This window comes from Nocardia sp. PLKS1-43 (assembly GCF_059510335.1).
Genome location: NZ_JCAJZQ010000003.1, coordinates 646510 through 663394, shown reverse-complemented (window position 1 = coordinate 663394; position 16885 = coordinate 646510). Strand labels below are relative to the sequence as shown.

Genomic DNA, 16885 nt, shown 5'->3' with positions numbered 1-16885 from the left:
CTCCTCGATGCGCGCGAGCGCGTACGGCACGGCGGCGAAGATACGTCCGCCGCCCGGTGCACAGCACCCGCCGAAGGTCCGCGCGGTACACGCCCGCACCCCTTCCGGTGATTCGATCTTGGTATCACCGTCCACGCGAACGCTCGTCGATCATGGACAGCGCGATTGTTGCTGGTACATGGCCGCGCGGCGGGCGGAGTTCCGGTTGCGAAAAGTGCGGATTGTCAATGTGTGCCGAATTGTCTTGTTACTCAAGATAGTTCGAGATTGTTGCCGATGATTCGCCGGAACCCGTCACGCCGCACGAAGATCAGAAAATGTGGCGCAAATCATATCTATGCAAGCGGTGCGATATTCCCGAAGCCCGTGACAGCTCATAGCTCAGGTGCCGTATGGTGCTCAGCATCACATTCGATGCCGGAGGTAACGATGATGTTCCGCGGGGCAGATAGGCGAGGCATCCTGCCGTGAGTGAGCTTGCGAGCGAACCAGTGACCACACAGCGCACAGTTTCCGAATCGGGCACGGGAGTCTTCGGCCGGGGTCGCGCGAGCATCCCGGACCGCACCCTGCGCACCGACAATTGGTGGCTCCCACCGACGATGACGGTGATCGGCCTGGCCGCGTTCGTCATCTACGCGACGGTCCGGGCATTCGTCCGCACCGCCTACTGGGTGCCGGACTACCACTACCTGACGCCGTTCTACTCACCCTGCGTGAGCACGTCGTGCGCCGAGGGGTCGAGCCACTTCGGGCATTGGTTCGGCGCCCTGCCGAGCTGGATCCCGCTGGGGTTCCTGGCCCTGCCGTTCCTGCTGCTGTTCCGGTTGACCTGCTATTACTACCGCAAGGCCTACTACCGGGCGGTGTGGTTCTCCCCGCCCGCCTGCGCGGTGGCCGAGCCACACGCGAAATACACCGGGGAGACCCGGCTTCCGCTGATCATCCAGAACGCGCACCGCTACTTCTTCTACATCGCGGTGATCGTCTCGCTGATCAACACCTACGACGCGATCATGGCCTTCCACGGCAAGAACGGCGGATTCGGCTTCGGACTGGGCAACATCATCCTGGTCGTCAACGTGATCCTGCTGTGGGCGTACACCATGTCGTGCCACTCCTGCCGCCACATCGCCGGCGGGCGGCTCAAGCACTTCTCGGCCCATCCGGTGCGGTACTGGTTCTGGACCCAGGTGTCCAAGCTGAACACCCGCCACATGCAGCTGGCCTGGACCACGCTCGCCACCCTGGCGATCACCGACTTCTACGTCATGTTGGTCGCCAGCGGCACTCTCACGGACCTGCGGTTCGTGCACTGATCACGTCCGATCCCATCTCGCTCAAACCCTCTGCCTCTCAGGAGTATTCGGTCCATGCCTGAAGTCGAACGGCACAAGTACGACGTCGTGGTGATCGGCGCGGGTGGCGCCGGATTGCGCGCGGTGATCGAGGCGCGCGAACAGGGTCTGTCGGTGGCGGTGGTGTGCAAATCACTGTTCGGCAAGGCGCACACCGTGATGGCCGAGGGCGGCTGTGCGGCGTCGATGGGCAACGCCAACCCGAAGGACAACTGGCAGACCCACTTCCGCGACACCATGCGCGGCGGCAAATTCCTCAACAACTGGCGGATGGCCGAACTGCACGCGCAGGAAGCCCCCGATCGGGTGTGGGAGCTGGAAACCTATGGGGCGCTGTTCGATCGGACCCCGGACGGACGAATCAGCCAGCGCAACTTCGGCGGTCACACCTACCCGCGCCTGGCGCACGTCGGCGACCGCACCGGCCTGGAACTCATCCGCACCATGCAGCAGAAGATCGTCTCACTGCAGCAGGAGGATTTCGCGGCGACCGGTGACTACGAGGCGCGGATCAAGGTTTTCGCCGAATGCACCATCTCCGATCTGATCAAGGACGGCGACCGGATCGCCGGCGCGTTCGGGTACTGGCGCGAATCGGGCCGGTTCATCCTGTTCGAGACTCCCGCGGTGGTGCTGGCGACCGGCGGAATCGGCAAGTCCTACAAGGTGACCTCGAATTCCTGGGAGTACACCGGCGACGGGCACGCGCTCGCGCTGCGCGCCGGGGCGACGCTGATCAACATGGAATTCCTGCAGTTCCACCCGACCGGCATGGTCTGGCCGCCGAGTGTGAAGGGCATTCTGGTCACCGAGGGCGTGCGCGGCGACGGCGGGGTGCTCAAGAACTCCGAGGGCAAGCGGTTCATGTTCGACTACATCCCGGCGGTCTTCAAAGGGCAGTACGCCGAGACCGAGGATGAGGCCGATCAGTGGTTGCGCGACAACGATTCCGCGCGCCGCACACCGGATCTGCTCCCGCGCGACGAGGTGGCGCGAGCGATCAACGAGGAGGTCAAGGCCGGACGCGGTACCCCGCACGGCGGTGTCTACCTGGATATCTCCTCCCGGTTGCCGCGCGAGGAGATTCTCAAGCGGCTGCCCTCGATGCACCATCAGTTCAAGGAACTCGCCGATGTGGACATCACGGCCGAGCCGATGGAGGTCGGGCCGACCTGCCACTACGTGATGGGTGGTATCGAGGTCGACCCGGATACCGGTGCGGCGGTGGTGCCTGGCCTGTTCGCCGCGGGTGAATGCTCCGGCGGAATGCACGGATCCAACCGGCTCGGCGGCAACTCGCTGTCCGATCTGCTGGTCTTCGGCCGACGCGCCGGACTCGGCGCGGCATCCTATGTGGAGCAGCTTCCCGACCGGCCGAAAGTGTCCGAGGACGCCATCGCCGCGGCCGAGAAAACCGCTCTGGCGCCGTTCGATCCGCCCACCGAGGGCACCGCGGAGAATCCGTACACCCTGCACAGCGATATGCAGCAGACGATGAACGACCTGGTTGGCATCATCCGCAAACAGCACGAGCTGGAAGAGGCCATCGAGAAGCTCGGCGTCCTGCGCGAACGCTACGACCACGTCACCGTGGAAGGGAGCCGGCGGTTCAATCCGGGCTGGCATCTGGCCCTGGATCTGCGGAACATGTTGCTGGTCAGCGAATGTGTGGCGCAGGCGGCGCTGATCCGGACCGAGAGCCGCGGCGGGCACACCCGCGACGACCACCCGAAGATGGAGGCGGACTGGCGCAACAAGCTGCTGGTCTGCCGGGTCGATCCCGATGACGACGCACAGACCGTGCCGGGCGTCACTGTGACGCAGGCCGATCAGAAGCCCATGCGGGACGAATTGCTCGCCCTGTTCGAACTGAGTGAACTCGAGAAGTATTACACCCCTGCGGAACTCGCCAATCATCCGGCGGCGGCAGGAGAAGCTTCCCGGCCTGATCGGTCAGGGGCCGGAGGCGGCAGCGAGCGTAACCAGGAAGGCCCCCCGATCGGGCCAGATCCGACACCGAAAGGGGCTGAGTAGCAATGGGTTACGACGCGAAATTCCGAGTGTGGCGCGGCGACGACGAGGGTGGCGGCCTGCAGGACTTCACGGTCGAGGTGAACGAGGGCGAGGTCGTACTCGACATCATCCACCGGTTGCAGGCCACCCAGGCCCCGGATCTCGCGGTGCGCTGGAACTGCAAGGCCGGCAAGTGCGGTTCCTGTTCGGCCGAGGTCAACGGACGCCCCCGGCTGATGTGCATGACGCGCATGTCCACCTTCACCCAGGACGAAGTCGTCACGGTGACGCCGATGCGCACCTTCCCGGTCATCCGAGATCTGGTCACGGATGTGTCGTTCAACTACGAGAAGGCGCGGGAGATCCCATCCTTCACCCCGCCGGCCGATCTGAAGCCCGGTGACTACCGGATGCAGCAGGTGGATGTGGAACGCTCCCAGGAGTTCCGCAAGTGCATCGAATGCTTCCTGTGTCAGAACACCTGCCACGTGGTGCGCGATCACGACGACAACAAGAACGCGTTCTCCGGTCCGCGTTATCTGATGCGGGTCGCCGAACTGGAAATGCATCCGCTCGATGTGGCCGACCGCCGTGATATGGCTCAGGACGAATTCGGCCTCGGCTTCTGCAATATCACCAAATGCTGTACCGAGGTTTGCCCGGAACATATCAAGATCACCGACAATGCCCTGATTCCGATGAAGGAACGGGTCGCCGACCGGAAATACGATCCCATCGTCTGGCTCGGAAACAAACTTTTCCGGCGATAGCCGGGCGACGCGACTCCGGGTCCCGGCCGGACCGGGATCCCGGAGTCGCGAGAAGTTTTGCGGGGATGTATTCAGCCGGGTGACAACGCGATTCGTCTCGGTAGCGCTGCGTGCACCGGCTACAGCTGGGTCACCACGCCGACGGCGACCAACGCGACGAGCAGGCCGAACAACAGTGCGGAGAACACCGCTCCGCTCAGTACGTACACACCTCCCGCCGATACCGCGAACAGCATTCCTACGATCAGACGCTCAACCCAATCGCCCGGGAACAGTCTGCGGTACCGGGGAGTGTTTTTCAGCCCTCGGTCCACATATTAGCGTTACCCATAACCAGCATGAGCAAACATGCTTTCGTTGTACAACGGCCACCGATTCGTGATCATTCCCCGCGATGACCTGCAGCGAATTCCCGGCAGCCGCGAAACGGACGGGCCGAAACACCGGCCCGTCCGGCGCGCACTCGGATCAGTTCGCGTCGAACAGTCCGTGCCGAACCGCGGTGGTGAACGCCGTCCAGTCGGCGGCGCCGAAGACCAGCGCCGGGCCGTCCGGGTTCTTGCTGTCACGTAGGCCTACCCGCTCGCCGGCCAGGAACGCCACCTCCACGCACTCCTTGCCCGCACCGCTGCGACTGCTCTTGAACCATCGAGCCCTCGCCAGCTCGCTGCTCATCCTCATCTCCTCAAGGTCCTTTCCGGTACGAGCGAACCCGCGGGAGTGCGGGGGCGCTCACACCGCGTACTCCTTCGCGACCTGCCGCAGCAGGTTTCTACTGGTGTGAATATCCAACGCGCAGCGCAGCAGAACCTCGTGCGCATGCCGATAGCGCCGCACGTCGGCTTTCCTCTCGAGATACAGATCTCCGGTGAACCCCTCCACGTACACCACGGGAGGTTCGACCGGTTGCCCCTTGCTGTCGGTTCCGAACTCGAGGATCACGAACGGACCGGTCGAAAGGCCCAGGGGGACACCGGCTGCGAAGGGCAGGATGCGCAGCGTGACATTGTCCCGAGTACTGAGATCGGCCAAGTGCCGCAGCTGCGCCGCCATCACCCTTGCACTTCCGACGACGCGGCGCAAGACCGACTCGTCCAGCACGACGTCCACGGTCGCGGGATGCGCCTTGCGAGTTATCAAGGCCTGCCGCTGAAGTCGCAGCTGGACGCGCCGGTCCAGTTCGGCCTCGGTGTCCTCGGGATAGCCGAGCCGGTTCAGCGCGCGGGCATAGTCGGCGGTCTGCAGCAGGCCGGGCACCAACTCGGACTGATAGGACACCAATCGCAGCGCCGATGCCTCCAAACCCACGTAGACATCGAAGTTTTCGGGAATCAGATCACCGTAGGCGTGCCACCAGCTCTTCACCGCGGCCTGCTGGGCCAGCCCCTTGAGGCCGTCGGCGATCTCGTCCGGAATGCCGTAGATCCGGCAAAGTTCCTGAATGTCTATGGTGCGTATGCGATCTGCCTGCCCTTTCTCCAGGCGCTGCAATGTGCTGGCGCCCCACTCCATCAGCCGCGCGGCCTCGGCGATGGTGAGCCCGCCCTGAGTTCGCCAGTCGCGCAGGTATCTTCCGAGCTGACGCCGGGGCAGAGTCGACGAGGAGGCGGTTTCGGCACTCTGGTTTTCGGAACTCACGGACACAGCACACACTCCGTTCTGATCGGATGCCGCCGGCATCGAGTGCGGGTCGGAAGTACCGTGGGGCCCCCGCCGAACTACCACCACCCCGACCCGGACGTCACATCGGCGAGGGGGGATCTCATCCACTATGGAGAATCTTCCTCCCCCAAGTGGATTCGCTGCTGGACATTCGCCTGAATTCGTTCTGGATATCCAAACCGGGGCAGTTGGCTCGCCTGTTGGAGGATGCTGGAAGTGTGCTCGGGGATAGCATCTAGTCCGGAACGCGTCTGAGAAACCTCCGGGCACCATAAGGATTCGCACGCAGGAACGAGGAGTCATGGCCGTACACGTCATCGGGTCGTCGTTGATGACCAGCGATTGCACGCCCCACCGGGCTCGCAGTGTCGGACAGGAGGGCTGGGTCGTTTCCTATCTTCCCGGCCGCACGCTGACCTGTGCGCAAGCGGTAGCTGCGCTGCAGGTTGCCGAAGCGGTGCCGCCACTGCTGGATTCGGTCGAGGGGCTGGCGACCAAGGTGGGCCTCACCCTGTTGGAAGCACTGGGTATGGCCATCAATCAGCAGCCTTGGGAGGACAATCCCGCACCCCGGCGAGGGGTTCGCCGATACGGGGAGGTGGCAGCATGCAACTGACCAACATCAATATGCCGGTCGCCGGTTTGCTGCGGTGCGCCAACGATCCTGGCGTGATGACCGTCGAACAAGCCCATGCCGCAATGCAACTGCACCTGGAATGCTCGGTCGACCTGTGCCGGGTGCGTCGCCGCGCCCGCGCCGTCCTGGTCGAAGAGGGCCGCTGCGTGCTGGACCAGCGAGCGCTGCCGTGACCGCGCTGGAACCGGCGGGCAGCCGGAAGGTGGTGCGGCTGCTCCCTCCTCCCAGCCGCACCACCCCACGCCACGCCGCGGCCACCGCGCGCCACGCCCTGGCACCCGGCCGCCAAGCCGCCGCGGCCTACCTGGCCGCCAGGCCCGAACGCCGCCGCGAGCTGGGACGGCATCGCGCCTGCGTACCGCGCGCGACATCGGGCGGCGGGCCGGCGCACGGTCTCAACCACTACGACCGCATGCTGTTCTGGTTCGCCGGAGCCCTGCTGAGTCTGCGCATAGCCTTCGTCGGCGAAAACCCCATCGACGACTACTGACCTCGCGTCGCGGGAGACTCCAGCCGGGCGACTGGCGTAACTGCGCCATACGAAACGGCCGGGCGGCCGGGCTTCCTGGCGCAACTGGGCCGCATCGGCGCGACGGCATTCCGCGGAAAGGGTGGGTGTCCGGTGCAGGTCGCGAGGTCGGCCGCCGGTCATATCGGGGGTATCGGCCCCCGAATGGCGTGGGGTCCGCGTCCGGGCGCCGCGGCGGTCCGACCGCGCGGTGATCGGGGCGGCCCGGTGAGGCGCAACTGTGCCGTAGTGCGTCACAGGACATTTCGGTACCGGACCGCCGGATTCGCTCGGCGGGAGCGGCCGATTTGCTGCTACCTGCGCGGATGCGATCGCACAGCGGCGGCGGAGAAGTTGCCGTGGCCGAGCCGGCGGGTGCTCGGGGATGACATCCGGCGGATCGGGTGCCCGGACGGGCGAGAACCCGGGCCGATCTCATCGACCGGGGTTGCGGGTGCGGCCAGGGCCCTTATCCTCTTCGTTATCGGGGCGGGTCCGTTGTTCGAGGTTCCTGCTCGTGTGGGAGAGGAACCGTATGGCCCGACGCAAGCAGTCCGCCGACGCGCAGGGGTCCGCCGGGTATGCCTCGGGGCCCTGGCCGGTGGCCGAACCGCAAGAGGACCGCTGGGGTACGGCGCAGAACCGGCGGTTGCCGCCCGAGCCGGACGGGCAGCGGTGGGACAACGGGACCGGCCGTCATCCGGTGCAGGCGCCCGGACGCGCCGACACCGGACAGAATCGGCGGCTGGCCCCCTCACCGGAGGGTGAGCGCTGGGAGGCGGCGCAGACCCGCCGCCAGGCCGCGGCGGACGACGGTTACGAAACCGGGCAGACCCGGCGGCGGGCCCAGGCGGCCGACCTCGACGACGACTACTACGAGCCCGCGCCGAGCCGGCGACGGTCCGGCCGATTACGGGTCGAGGTACCCCCGATCGTCAACCCGTATTCGATCGTGGCCCTGGTGGCCGCGCTGTTGGCCCTGTTCCCGGTGGCGATCGTGTTCGGGCTGATCTCCTTCACCCACCCGCGCGGCCGGATGATGGCGCTGTTCGCGATGCTGATCGGAGCCGCGGAGGCGACCGCGCTGATCGGCCTGCTCGCGTTGTCCGGAGTTACGCTGCCGCACAACCCCTTCCGGATCCAGGCCGATTCGACGCCGGTGAGTCAGGCCACGACCACACCGGTGACCGCCGGCAATGTCCCGCCCCTGCAGGTCACCGTCAGCACCGCCGCGCCGACCAGCTCCGCCGACCGGACCGCGGTCGCGCAGGGCCAGGTGTGCACCCAGGCGCAGGCCGCGCTCATCGGCGCGACCTCGGACGGCACCACCCTGCTGTGCCTGAAGAGCAGCAGCGGATATCGCTGGACCGGGCCGTACACCGTCTCCACCGCCGTCTACGACAGCGGCTCGAAATGCAATGCGGCCAGCGACAAGTCCGCGCGGACCGCCGACGGCCACGCGCTGGTCTGCGAGGGCCAGGGCCGCAACGCCGCCTGGACGCTCTGGGTGGAGTAGTCCGCCGGCGCCACTTGCCGGTTCGTATGCTGCAAGTGCAGTTACCACCTGTGTTCGACGCCGAACGATGCAGACGGAGGATTTGTCATGGCCGAACGAGTTGCCGTAGTTTCCGGAGCCGCCCGGGGGATCGGGGCGGCGGTCGCGAAGCGGCTGGCCGCGGACGGACTGGCCGTCGGCGTGCTGGATCTGGACGCCGCGCACTGCGCCGACACCGTCCAGGCGATCACCGAGGCCGGCGGCAAGGCGGTGGCCCTGGGCGCGGACGTATCGAACGAGGATTCGGTGGCCGCGGCCATCGGCGAGCTGGCCGGATCGCTCGGCGCACCGACCGTCGTGGTGAACAACGCCGGTATCCTGCGGGACAATCTGCTGTTCAAGATGTCCGTCGACGACTGGGACGCGGTCCTGGGCGTCCATCTGCGCGGCGCGTTCCTGATGACCCGCGCGGTGCAGAGGTACATGGTCGAGGCCAAATGGGGCCGGGTGGTGAACCTGTCGAGCACCTCGGCGCTGGGCAACCGCGGCCAGGCGAACTACTCCGCGGCCAAGGCCGGTATGCAGGGCTTCACCAAAACCCTTGCCATCGAACTGGGCAAATTCGGCGTCACCGCGAACGCCATCGCGCCGGGCTTCATCGCCACCGATATGACCGCCGCCACCGCGGCCCGCGTGGGCGTGGACTTCGAGGACTTCCAGAAGGCCGCCGCCGCCCAGATCCCGGTGCAGCGCGTCGGGCGGCCCGAGGATATCGCGCACACCGCCTCGTTCCTGGTCAGCGAGGGCGCGGGCTTCGTCTCGGGCCAGGTCATCTATGTCGCGGGCGGCCCCACCAACTGACCTGCGCGGGGTCGCGCGGGATATCGAATCCGCCTGTACCCGAACGGGTTTCGCATCGACCGGGCGGGCACGCGGAAATGCGTCAAGCCTTTCCGCGTCCCCGTCCCGGCCACACGCGTCGATCCGTCCCACGACGACGTCCGGCCCGAATGTTCGGTTGTCGCAGATCGGGCGTGGCCGACAGAGCGTTCGGTGCGTTCGCCGGGACGAGCGAGCAGAGACCAAGCACGAGCGACAGAGCACTCAGCGCGTTCACCGGGGTGGGCAAGCGGACATCGCGCGCGAACGACAGAGCACTCAGCGCGTTCACCGGGACGAGCAAGCAGAGACCAGGCACGAGCGACAGAGCATTCAGTGCGTCGCCGGGGTGGGCGGGGGGCGGTAGGTTCGCGGTATGAGGCGGCGGGCGGTTCGGCGGGGGGTGACCAGTTATGTGCTGTTGTTGCCCAGCGCGGTGGGGGTCGGGTGTTTTCTGCTGTTGCCGATCGTGGTGGTGGGCTGGCTCAGTGTGCACAGTTGGAATCTGTTGGGGCCCATCCGGTTCGTCGGGCTGCGGAATTGGCGTGCGGTGCTGGGGGATCCGGCGTTCGGGCATTCGCTGCTGGTGACGGCGGGGCTGGCGGCGATCGTGGTGCCGGTGCAAACCGGCTTGGGATTGGCGGTCGCGTTGCCGTTGGCGCGGCGGAACGGCGGAACGGCGTTACTAGTGATGTTCGCGCTGCCGTGGATGTGCGCGCCGGTCGCGGTGGGCGTGGTCTGGCAGTGGATGTTCGCGCCGACCGGCGGCGCGATCGATGCGCTGCTGGGCAGCCGGATCGAATGGCTGTCCGATCCGGCGTTGGCCCTGCCCTCGGTCGCGGCGGTGGGCATCTGGTCGAATTTCGGCTATGTGGCCCTGTTCTTCGTCGCGGGTATCCGGGCGATTCCGCCGGAGATCCTGGACGCGGGCGCGCTGGACGGTGCCGATGGCTGGCGGCGCACGCGCTGGCTGGTACTGCCGCTGTTGCGTCCCACCATGTTCTTCGTCCTGGTCACCGGCATGCTCACCGCCTTCCAGACCTTCGACACGGTATACGCGCTGACCCGGGGCGGACCGGGCAACCGCACGGATGTGGTCGCGATGCGGATCTTCGACGAGGCGTTCGTGGCAGCGCGTCCCGGACGCGCCGCGGTGATGGCGCTCGTGGTGTTCGCGGTGATGTTCGCGATCACCCTTCTCCAGCATCGCTATTTCCGGGATCGGACGGTCCATGAGTACTGAATCGATCGAAAGCTTCTGCAGCGCAGTATCTTCCGTGAGACGTACGACGGCCAGGGCGCGGCTGCGCAGCCTCGCGGTCTATGCGCTGCTGTTCGCCGGCGCCCTGTTGACCGTCGCACCGCTCGTGCTCAGCGCGATGACCGCGGTGAAAGCCCCGGAGCAGTTCGCGGCCGGTTCGGCACTGGCCCTGCCGAATCCGGTGACCGGGGCGAATTTCACGACCGTACTGAACGGGGGACTGGGCCGTGCGGTCCTGGTGACGGCGCTGATGACGGCGTTCATCACCGGCGGACAGCTGATCACCGCCATCCTCGCGGCATACGCGTTCGCCCGCACCGAATTTCCCGGCCGCGACGTGCTGTTCTGGATCTACCTGGGCACCATGATGGTGCCCCCGGTGGTCACCCTGATTCCGCTCTATCTGATGTTCGCGCAACTCGGCTGGCTCAATACGTTCTGGGCGTTGATACTTCCGTTCGTGTTCGCCTCGCCGTACGCGATATTCCTGCTGCGCCAATACTTCCGGTCCATTCCGGGTGAACTGCTCGGCGCGGCGCGGCTGGACGGCGCGAACACCCTGGACATCCTGGTTCACGTGATGGTGCCGATGAGCCGGCCCATTCTGGCCACTCTGGCGCTGATCACCGTTGTCACGCAATGGAACAGCTTCATGTGGCCGCTGGTGGCCGGCAGCAGTGACACCTGGCAGGTGCTGACGGTGTCGACCGCGACGCTGCAGACCCGCTACAACGCGCAGTGGACGCTCGTGATGGCCGCGACGACATTGGCGATCGTGCCGCTGGTCCTGCTTTTCGTGGTGTTCCAGCGTCAGGTGCTGCGCTCGATCGCCGCGACGGGGCTCAAATGAGTGCCGCGACGCGCAGAACCCTGAAATCCTCGACCCGGATCGCGCTGGCCGTCGCATTGAGCGCGGTGCTGCTGGTCGCGGCGGCGCTGTGGCTCGGACGCAGCGGTGACGGCTCGGGGCGCACGGTCCTGCGGATGCGGATCTGGGATGCGAGTTTCGTTCCTGCCTACCGCGCCTCGCTCGACGCGTTCGAGCGTGCGAATCCGGACGTGCAGGTGCGGATCATGGTGGTGCCGTGGTCTTCCTATCAGCAGAAATTACGCCTGGACGTGGCCGGGGGCACCGCGGACGACGTGTTCTGGACCAATACGTTCGCCGACTACTCGGATGCGGGCCGCCTGCTCGATATCGGCGCGCTGCTGGGCCCCGATGCCGAACGCGCCTGGGACCCGTCCGCGGTCACACAGTACAGTCGCGGCGGAAAGCTCTGGGCGGTACCGCAATTCGTGGACGGCGGCACCGCGGTGTACTACAACCGGGCACTGCTCGATGCCGCGCACGTCGATCCCGCCGCATTGTCGGGATTGCGCTGGGGAGGCGATGCGGACACGTTCGCGCCGATGCTGCACCGCCTCGCGACGGTCGCGCCGTGGGCGTTCAACGCCGCCAACGATCTTCAATCCATCGAACTGCCGTTCCTGGGCTCGGCCGGCGGACGTCTGCAAGGCCCGGACGACCGGTTCGTCTTCGACAGCCCGCAGGGTGATCAGGCGTTCGGCTACCTGGTCCGGCTGATCGCCGAAAAGCTCGCACCCTCGGCCGCCGACACCGACAGCAACACCGATTTCACCCGAAACGCTTTCCTGCAAGGGAAATTGGCGTTGTTCCAGTCCGGCAGCTACAACCTCGCCACGGTCGTTCAGCAGGCGAAATTCCCCTGGGGCATCGCGATGATTCCGGCCGGGCCCGCCGGACGGGTCAGTACCGACAACGCGATCGGCCTCGCGGGAAATGCGGCGACCCGTCATCCGGCGGCGGTGCGCCGCCTGCTGGCCTGGCTGGGCAGCGCCGAAGGCAACCGCTACCTGGCCGAATCCGGCGCGACCATTCCCGCGGTGCTCGCCGACCAGCGGATCTACCGGGATTACTGGGCGCACAGGGGAATCGACGTGTCGCCGTTCTTCGATGTGCTCGACGGACCCCGGATCTCCGCGGGGAGCGGGGCCGGATTCGCGGCGGCGAACGACCTCATCGTCCCGATTCTGTCGGAGATGTACCTCGGCCGCACCCCGGTTCCCGAGGCCCTCCGGCGCGCGGTGGCAGCGGGCAATGCCGCCATGAGCGATCAGTAAGACTTGGGCGCAACGGCTTTCGCGAATATGGCACGAAAGCCGCTGAGCCCGGTCAGATTCCGCTGATGTCGACCAACGGAGTGCGTGGACCGAATTTCGGCTTGCGGGCCTGGCCGGAGATCTCCAGCAGGCGGATGGCCCGATAGCGATGCGGGCGAAGGGGTTCGAGATATTCGACCATGGCCTCGTCGTCGATGGGACGGCCGAGCAGAGTCCAGCCGACGATCGCGGCCAAGTGGAAATCGCCGACCGACAAGGCGTCCGGATCTCCCAGGGCGCGCTGGGCGATCTCCGCGGCGGTCCACACGCCGATACCCGGGACGGTCCGCAGACGTTCGGCGGCGGCCGCGGGATCGAGGTCCGCGGCCTGTTCGAGTCGGTCGGCCACCCGTGCGGCCAGCACGATCGTCTTCGAACGCTGCGGATCGACGTTCGCGCGGTGGTACTCCCAGGACGGGATGTGCCGCCAGGTGTGCGCGTCGGGCGGGACGCGCATCGGTATCGGCGTCGGGCCCGGCGCCGGATCGCCGAATTTCCACACCAGCCGCCGCCACGAGGCGCGCGCGGAGACGGTGTGCACGCGCTGCTCGAGTACTGCCGGGACGAGCGACTCGAAGATCAGCCCGGTTCGCAACATGCGCAGGCCGGGGAAGCGGCGATGCGCCTCGGCGATCTTGGGATGGTTCGGGATGAAGTCGGCCAGGTCCTCGTCGAGGCACAGCATCCGGGGCAACCGCTCGACGAATTCCGCGGCGCCGGGACCCCATGCCCGCGCCGACACCGCCCGCGGTCCCTCCTGAGCCAGCCGGTAGGTGACCGGGCCGGTGGGCATGCGCGAGGCGTGCCAGTGCGCGCCGTCGCGCGTGGTGGTATGACATGGATCACTACCGCCGCGACGCAGTGGTGCGAGGGTGCCGGCGAGATCGATCGGCAGTTCGGCGCTCACCGTGCGCTGCGCGCCGACCCTCGATTCCACCGGAACATTGTGCGCCATGCCGCGAAATGAAACGCACGCACCCGGCCGGATTCCAGTGACCTACGTCACCGGCACATCCGTGAAAGGCGATTACGGGCGCGGTACGCATGCCGGGGGGTGGCGGCGGACTGTAACGCGACTGTCATAGAGTGCGATTTCCGAACGGATTCATCCAGCCACCGATTCTTTATCCGGCAATCGGTCGGCATATCTCGCAAGGGAGGCTCTAATGCTCACCACCATTCTGAATCAGCTGCTGAACATCTGGGGTGGAATCTTCGCCGGCAGCTCCGGCTACCAGATCGCCCCGGGCACCCTGCCGTTCGGCAGCTGATCCGTCGCCGTGCGCACCCGCGGCCGAGGCCGGGTGCGCACTACCGCGAACCTTCCCGGTCGAGCAGGAATTGCGCGAGGTGCCCGGCGGACCGGCCGGCCAGCTGAGCGGCCTGGGTGCGGCAGGAGAACCCGTCCGCGAGGAACTCCGCGGCAGCATCCTTCCGCAATGCGGGCAGCAATCCGTTCTCGGCCACCGCGACCGAAATGTCGTAATGCCCATACTGCATGCCGAAATTCCCAGCAAGTCCACAGCATCCGGCGACTTCGGTCACTCTCGCGCCGGTTCTCCGGAGAATTTCGCGATCCGCGTCGTATCCGGTGAGCGCATGATGATGACAATGCGGCTGCACCACGACGGTACGGCCGCTGCGGTCCGGCGGACGCCACGCGGGGTCCGCGGTGAGGAATTCCGCCAGGGTTCGTACCGCTCGCGCGGTTCGTTCGGCCCGCGAGTCCTCCGGCAGCAGGGCGGGCAGATCCGAACGCAGGGCGGCGGTGCACGACGGCTCGAGCCCGACCACTACGCCACCGGCTCGGACGTGGCCGTCCAGTGCGTCCAGCGTGGCGCGCAGCCGGGCGCGGGCGCCGTCGAGCTGTCCGGTGCTGATCCAGGTGAGCCCGCAGCACACCCGACGTGCCGCAATGCGCACCCGGTGTCCCAGCGATTCGATGAGCTCGACTGCGGCCCAGGCTATCTCAGGGTCGAAGGCATCGGTGAAGCTGTCGATCCACAGCAGTACGCCCGGATCGCCGCCGGGTGACCGGTCACCACGCCGTTCCGCCCACTCGCGGCGAAAATTCGTGCCCGCCAAGGCCGGAACCGCACGTCTGGGATCCATACCGGCAGCGCGGAAACCGATCCGGCGAAGCGGTGCGAATCCGGCGACGGCATTGAACAGCCGCGGCATTCGCACGCCCAGGGCGAGCCACCGCGGCAGCCAGCCCAGCGCGTAGTGATCCATCGGCCGGAGTCTGCGCCGATACCGGCGGTAGAGGGTCTCGGACTTGTAGGTGGCCATATCGACCCCGGCCGGACAGTCCGCGTCGCACGCCTTGCAGGACAGGCACAGATCGAGCGATTCGGCGACCGCGTCCGAACGCCAGTCCAAGGCTCCCCGCACGACCTCCTGCAGGACGCGGGCCCGTCCACGAGTGCTGTCCTTCTCATCGGCGGTCGCCAGATACGACGGGCACATGAAACCACCCGTGGCCCGAGTGTCCGCGCGGCACTTGCCGATTCCGACGCAGCGGTGCACCGCCGTGCCGATATCGCCGTCGGCCGGGAAGGCGAATCCACCCGCGGGCGGGGTGCGCCGCAGGCCCGCGAGCCGCAGGTCCGCGTCGATCGGGCTGGGGCGCACCAGAACTCCCGGATTGAGCAGGTCGGCGGGGTCGAACAGCGCCTTGAATCCGGCGAACGCGTCGAGCGCGGCCGGAGAGTACATGCGCGACAACAATTCCGAGCGTGCGCGTCCGTCACCGTGTTCGCCGGACAGTGAGCCACCGTGGCGGACGACCTGATCGGCGGCGTCGGTGAGGAAGTCGCGGAACCGCCGGGGGGCATCGGCTATCGGCAGATCCAGCCGGACGTGGATGCAGCCGTCGCCCAGATGTCCGTACAGCAGGCCGTCCACACCGTGCGCAGCCATCAACTCCTCGAAGTCGCGCAGGTAGGCGCCGAGGTTCGCGGGCGGCACCGCGGCGTCCTCCCAGCCGGGCCAGGCGGGGCGGCCGTCGGGCGTGCGCCCGGCAAGCCCGGCGCCGTCGGCACGAATCCGCCACAGCCGCGCTGCCACAGCGGAATCGGTGACGACGCGGCTGTCGATCGCGTGCGCTGTGCGGCAGAGCGCGGCTGCCCGCTCGTGCGCCTCGCCGGCGGTGTCACCCGCGCATTCGACGAACAGCCAGCCGCGGCCCCGGGGCAGTTCGGGAATCGTGCCGCGGTGGGCGCGCACGACGTCCACGAGCCGGGCGTCGATACCCTCCACCGCGGTCGGGGCGACCGCGGTGACCGCCGCGACATCCTCTGCCGCAGTGGGCATATCGGGGTAACCGAGGACCACCAGGACAGTCGCCCTGGGCACCGGGACCAGCGTCACCGCCGCCTCCAGCAGCAGGCCGCAGGTGCCCTCGGTGCCGACGAACGCACGCGCCGCCGAGGGATCGCGTTCGGGCAGAAGATGTTCCAGGCCGTACCCCGATGCCTGCCGCTCGAAGCGGCCCAGCTCGGTACGGATCACCGCCAGTTCGGATCGAGCGAACTCGGCCAGGCCGGGTACCGCCGACAATCCCGCGCCGAGAATCCGCTCGGTTCCGGTGCCGTCGAGTATGCGCAGCTCGCGCACCGAATCCGAGGTCCGTCCCCAGGCCATCGCGTGCGGCCCGCACGCGTTGTTCCCGATCATCCCGCCCAGCGTGCAGCGATTCTGCGTCGACGGGTCCGGTCCGAAGCGCAATCCGGCTTCCCCCGCCCGGCGCTGCAACGCCCCCAGTACGACACCGGGTTGCACTCGGGCGCAACGGTTTTCGACGTCCATCTCGAGGATCGCGGACATATGCCTGCTGAAGTCGAGTACCACACCGGCACCGATCGCGTTGCCCGCCACCGAAGTTCCCGCACCTCGCGCGGTCACCGGCAGCCCTTCGTCCCGCGCCGCCGTCAGCACCGCCGCCACATCCGCATCACCGCGCGGGAAAACCACCGCCACGGGCCGCACCCGATAGTTCGAGGCATCCGAGGCGTATTCCGCGCGCCGCCGCTCACCGGCGTCGACCTCGCCCTCGATCCTGCTCTCCAGCGCACGCAGCCACGAATCGGTCATACGGCCAGCCTAAGCGGGGTGCGGAT

At 67.2% G+C, this 16885-nt stretch carries 15 protein-coding genes; 11 read left to right on the top strand and 4 right to left on the bottom strand.

Going from position 1 to position 16885, the window contains the following annotated elements; genetic code table 11:
- The first annotated feature begins 491 nt into the window (after nucleotides 1-491).
- From sdhC to AC5WS7_RS14760, 3 genes are read left to right on the top strand one after another with little or no spacing between them, the layout of a single operon-like run.
- Nucleotides 492-1319, top strand: coding sequence for a succinate dehydrogenase subunit SdhC (gene sdhC / locus AC5WS7_RS14770; protein ID WP_495955192.1), 828 nt, complete (start codon nucleotides 492-494; stop codon nucleotides 1317-1319).
- Nucleotides 1320-1373: 54 nt separating this feature from the next.
- Nucleotides 1374-3392 carry a fumarate reductase/succinate dehydrogenase flavoprotein subunit gene (locus tag AC5WS7_RS14765; protein WP_495955023.1) on the top strand — a complete coding sequence of 673 codons (2019 nt, stop codon included), beginning with the start codon at nucleotides 1374-1376 and terminating at the stop codon, nucleotides 3390-3392.
- 2 nt (nucleotides 3393-3394) lie between these two features.
- Entirely contained in the window at nucleotides 3395-4141 is a 747-nt protein-coding gene (locus AC5WS7_RS14760; protein ID WP_495955022.1) for a succinate dehydrogenase/fumarate reductase iron-sulfur subunit, read from the top strand.
- 468 nt (nucleotides 4142-4609) lie between these two features.
- On the opposite strand, the gene AC5WS7_RS14755 is transcribed toward AC5WS7_RS14760, so the two are convergent.
- Both AC5WS7_RS14755 and AC5WS7_RS14750 read right to left on the bottom strand, forming a co-directional pair.
- On the bottom strand, nucleotides 4610-4816 hold the full coding sequence (locus tag AC5WS7_RS14755) for a DUF397 domain-containing protein (protein ID WP_495955021.1): 207 nt from the start codon (nucleotides 4814-4816) through the stop codon (nucleotides 4610-4612).
- A gap of 57 nt (nucleotides 4817-4873) precedes the next feature.
- Nucleotides 4874-5779 (bottom strand): helix-turn-helix domain-containing protein, encoded by a 906-nt coding sequence (locus AC5WS7_RS14750; RefSeq protein WP_495955020.1) that lies wholly within the window; start codon nucleotides 5777-5779, stop codon nucleotides 4874-4876.
- A 325-nt stretch (nucleotides 5780-6104) separates the two neighbouring features.
- Here AC5WS7_RS14750 and AC5WS7_RS14745 point away from each other — a divergent pair, with 325 nt between their 5' ends.
- The 8 genes from AC5WS7_RS14745 to AC5WS7_RS14710 all read left to right on the top strand — a co-directional run bounded on the left by AC5WS7_RS14745 (nucleotide 6105) and on the right by AC5WS7_RS14710 (nucleotide 12725).
- The gene (locus tag AC5WS7_RS14745; RefSeq protein WP_495955019.1) at nucleotides 6105-6419 is read left to right on the top strand and encodes a hypothetical protein; all 315 of its coding nucleotides are present in this window, start codon (nucleotides 6105-6107) and stop codon (nucleotides 6417-6419) included.
- On the top strand, nucleotides 6410-6613 hold the full coding sequence (locus AC5WS7_RS14740) for a hypothetical protein (protein ID WP_495955018.1): 204 nt from the start codon (nucleotides 6410-6412) through the stop codon (nucleotides 6611-6613). The genes AC5WS7_RS14745 and AC5WS7_RS14740 overlap by 10 nt, the downstream gene beginning before the upstream one ends.
- The gene (locus AC5WS7_RS14735; protein WP_495955017.1) at nucleotides 6610-6930 is read left to right on the top strand and encodes a hypothetical protein; all 321 of its coding nucleotides are present in this window, start codon (nucleotides 6610-6612) and stop codon (nucleotides 6928-6930) included. Before AC5WS7_RS14740 ends, AC5WS7_RS14735 begins: the two co-directional genes overlap by 4 nt.
- Before the next feature lie 553 nt (nucleotides 6931-7483).
- Complete coding sequence (locus tag AC5WS7_RS14730; protein WP_495955016.1) at nucleotides 7484-8464, top strand: hypothetical protein; 981 nt, start codon at nucleotides 7484-7486, stop codon at nucleotides 8462-8464.
- Nucleotides 8465-8551: 87 nt separating this feature from the next.
- Nucleotides 8552-9304, top strand: coding sequence for an SDR family oxidoreductase (locus tag AC5WS7_RS14725; RefSeq protein WP_495955015.1), 753 nt, complete (start codon nucleotides 8552-8554; stop codon nucleotides 9302-9304).
- 394 nt (nucleotides 9305-9698) lie between these two features.
- Nucleotides 9699-10565, top strand: a complete 867-nt coding sequence (locus tag AC5WS7_RS14720; protein ID WP_495955014.1) for a carbohydrate ABC transporter permease — start codon at nucleotides 9699-9701, stop codon at nucleotides 10563-10565.
- Nucleotides 10555-11433: a carbohydrate ABC transporter permease gene (locus AC5WS7_RS14715; RefSeq protein WP_495955013.1), complete on the top strand. Its 879-nt coding sequence runs from the start codon at nucleotides 10555-10557 to the stop codon at nucleotides 11431-11433. Before AC5WS7_RS14720 ends, AC5WS7_RS14715 begins: the two co-directional genes overlap by 11 nt.
- A 20-nt stretch (nucleotides 11434-11453) precedes the next feature.
- The gene (locus AC5WS7_RS14710; RefSeq protein WP_495955191.1) at nucleotides 11454-12725 is read left to right on the top strand and encodes an ABC transporter substrate-binding protein; all 1272 of its coding nucleotides are present in this window, start codon (nucleotides 11454-11456) and stop codon (nucleotides 12723-12725) included.
- 52 nt (nucleotides 12726-12777) lie between these two features.
- On the opposite strand, the gene AC5WS7_RS14705 is transcribed toward AC5WS7_RS14710, so the two are convergent.
- Complete coding sequence (locus AC5WS7_RS14705) at nucleotides 12778-13719, bottom strand: DNA-3-methyladenine glycosylase family protein (protein WP_495955012.1); 942 nt, start codon at nucleotides 13717-13719, stop codon at nucleotides 12778-12780.
- A gap of 356 nt (nucleotides 13720-14075) precedes the next feature.
- Nucleotides 14076-16859, bottom strand: coding sequence for an FAD-binding and (Fe-S)-binding domain-containing protein (locus tag AC5WS7_RS14700; protein WP_495955011.1), 2784 nt, complete (start codon nucleotides 16857-16859; stop codon nucleotides 14076-14078).
- Nucleotides 16860-16885 lie beyond the last annotated feature (26 nt).

Coding starts and splice junctions, on each gene's coding strand:
- AC5WS7_RS14740 (WP_495955018.1), top strand. CDS start 6,410: ATGCAACTGACCAACATCAATATGCCGGTCGCCGGTTTGCTGCGGTGC.
- AC5WS7_RS14725 (WP_495955015.1), top strand. CDS start 8,552: ATGGCCGAACGAGTTGCCGTAGTTTCCGGAGCCGCCCGGGGGATCGGG.
- AC5WS7_RS14760 (WP_495955022.1), top strand. CDS start 3,395: ATGGGTTACGACGCGAAATTCCGAGTGTGGCGCGGCGACGACGAGGGT.
- AC5WS7_RS14730 (WP_495955016.1), top strand. CDS start 7,484: ATGGCCCGACGCAAGCAGTCCGCCGACGCGCAGGGGTCCGCCGGGTAT.
- AC5WS7_RS14765 (WP_495955023.1), top strand. CDS start 1,374: ATGCCTGAAGTCGAACGGCACAAGTACGACGTCGTGGTGATCGGCGCG.
- AC5WS7_RS14745 (WP_495955019.1), top strand. CDS start 6,105: ATGGCCGTACACGTCATCGGGTCGTCGTTGATGACCAGCGATTGCACG.
- AC5WS7_RS14755 (WP_495955021.1), bottom strand. CDS start 4,816: ATGAGCAGCGAGCTGGCGAGGGCTCGATGGTTCAAGAGCAGTCGCAGC.
- AC5WS7_RS14720 (WP_495955014.1), top strand. CDS start 9,699: ATGAGGCGGCGGGCGGTTCGGCGGGGGGTGACCAGTTATGTGCTGTTG.
- AC5WS7_RS14715 (WP_495955013.1), top strand. CDS start 10,555: ATGAGTACTGAATCGATCGAAAGCTTCTGCAGCGCAGTATCTTCCGTG.
- AC5WS7_RS14705 (WP_495955012.1), bottom strand. CDS start 13,719: ATGGCGCACAATGTTCCGGTGGAATCGAGGGTCGGCGCGCAGCGCACG.
- AC5WS7_RS14700 (WP_495955011.1), bottom strand. CDS start 16,859: ATGACCGATTCGTGGCTGCGTGCGCTGGAGAGCAGGATCGAGGGCGAG.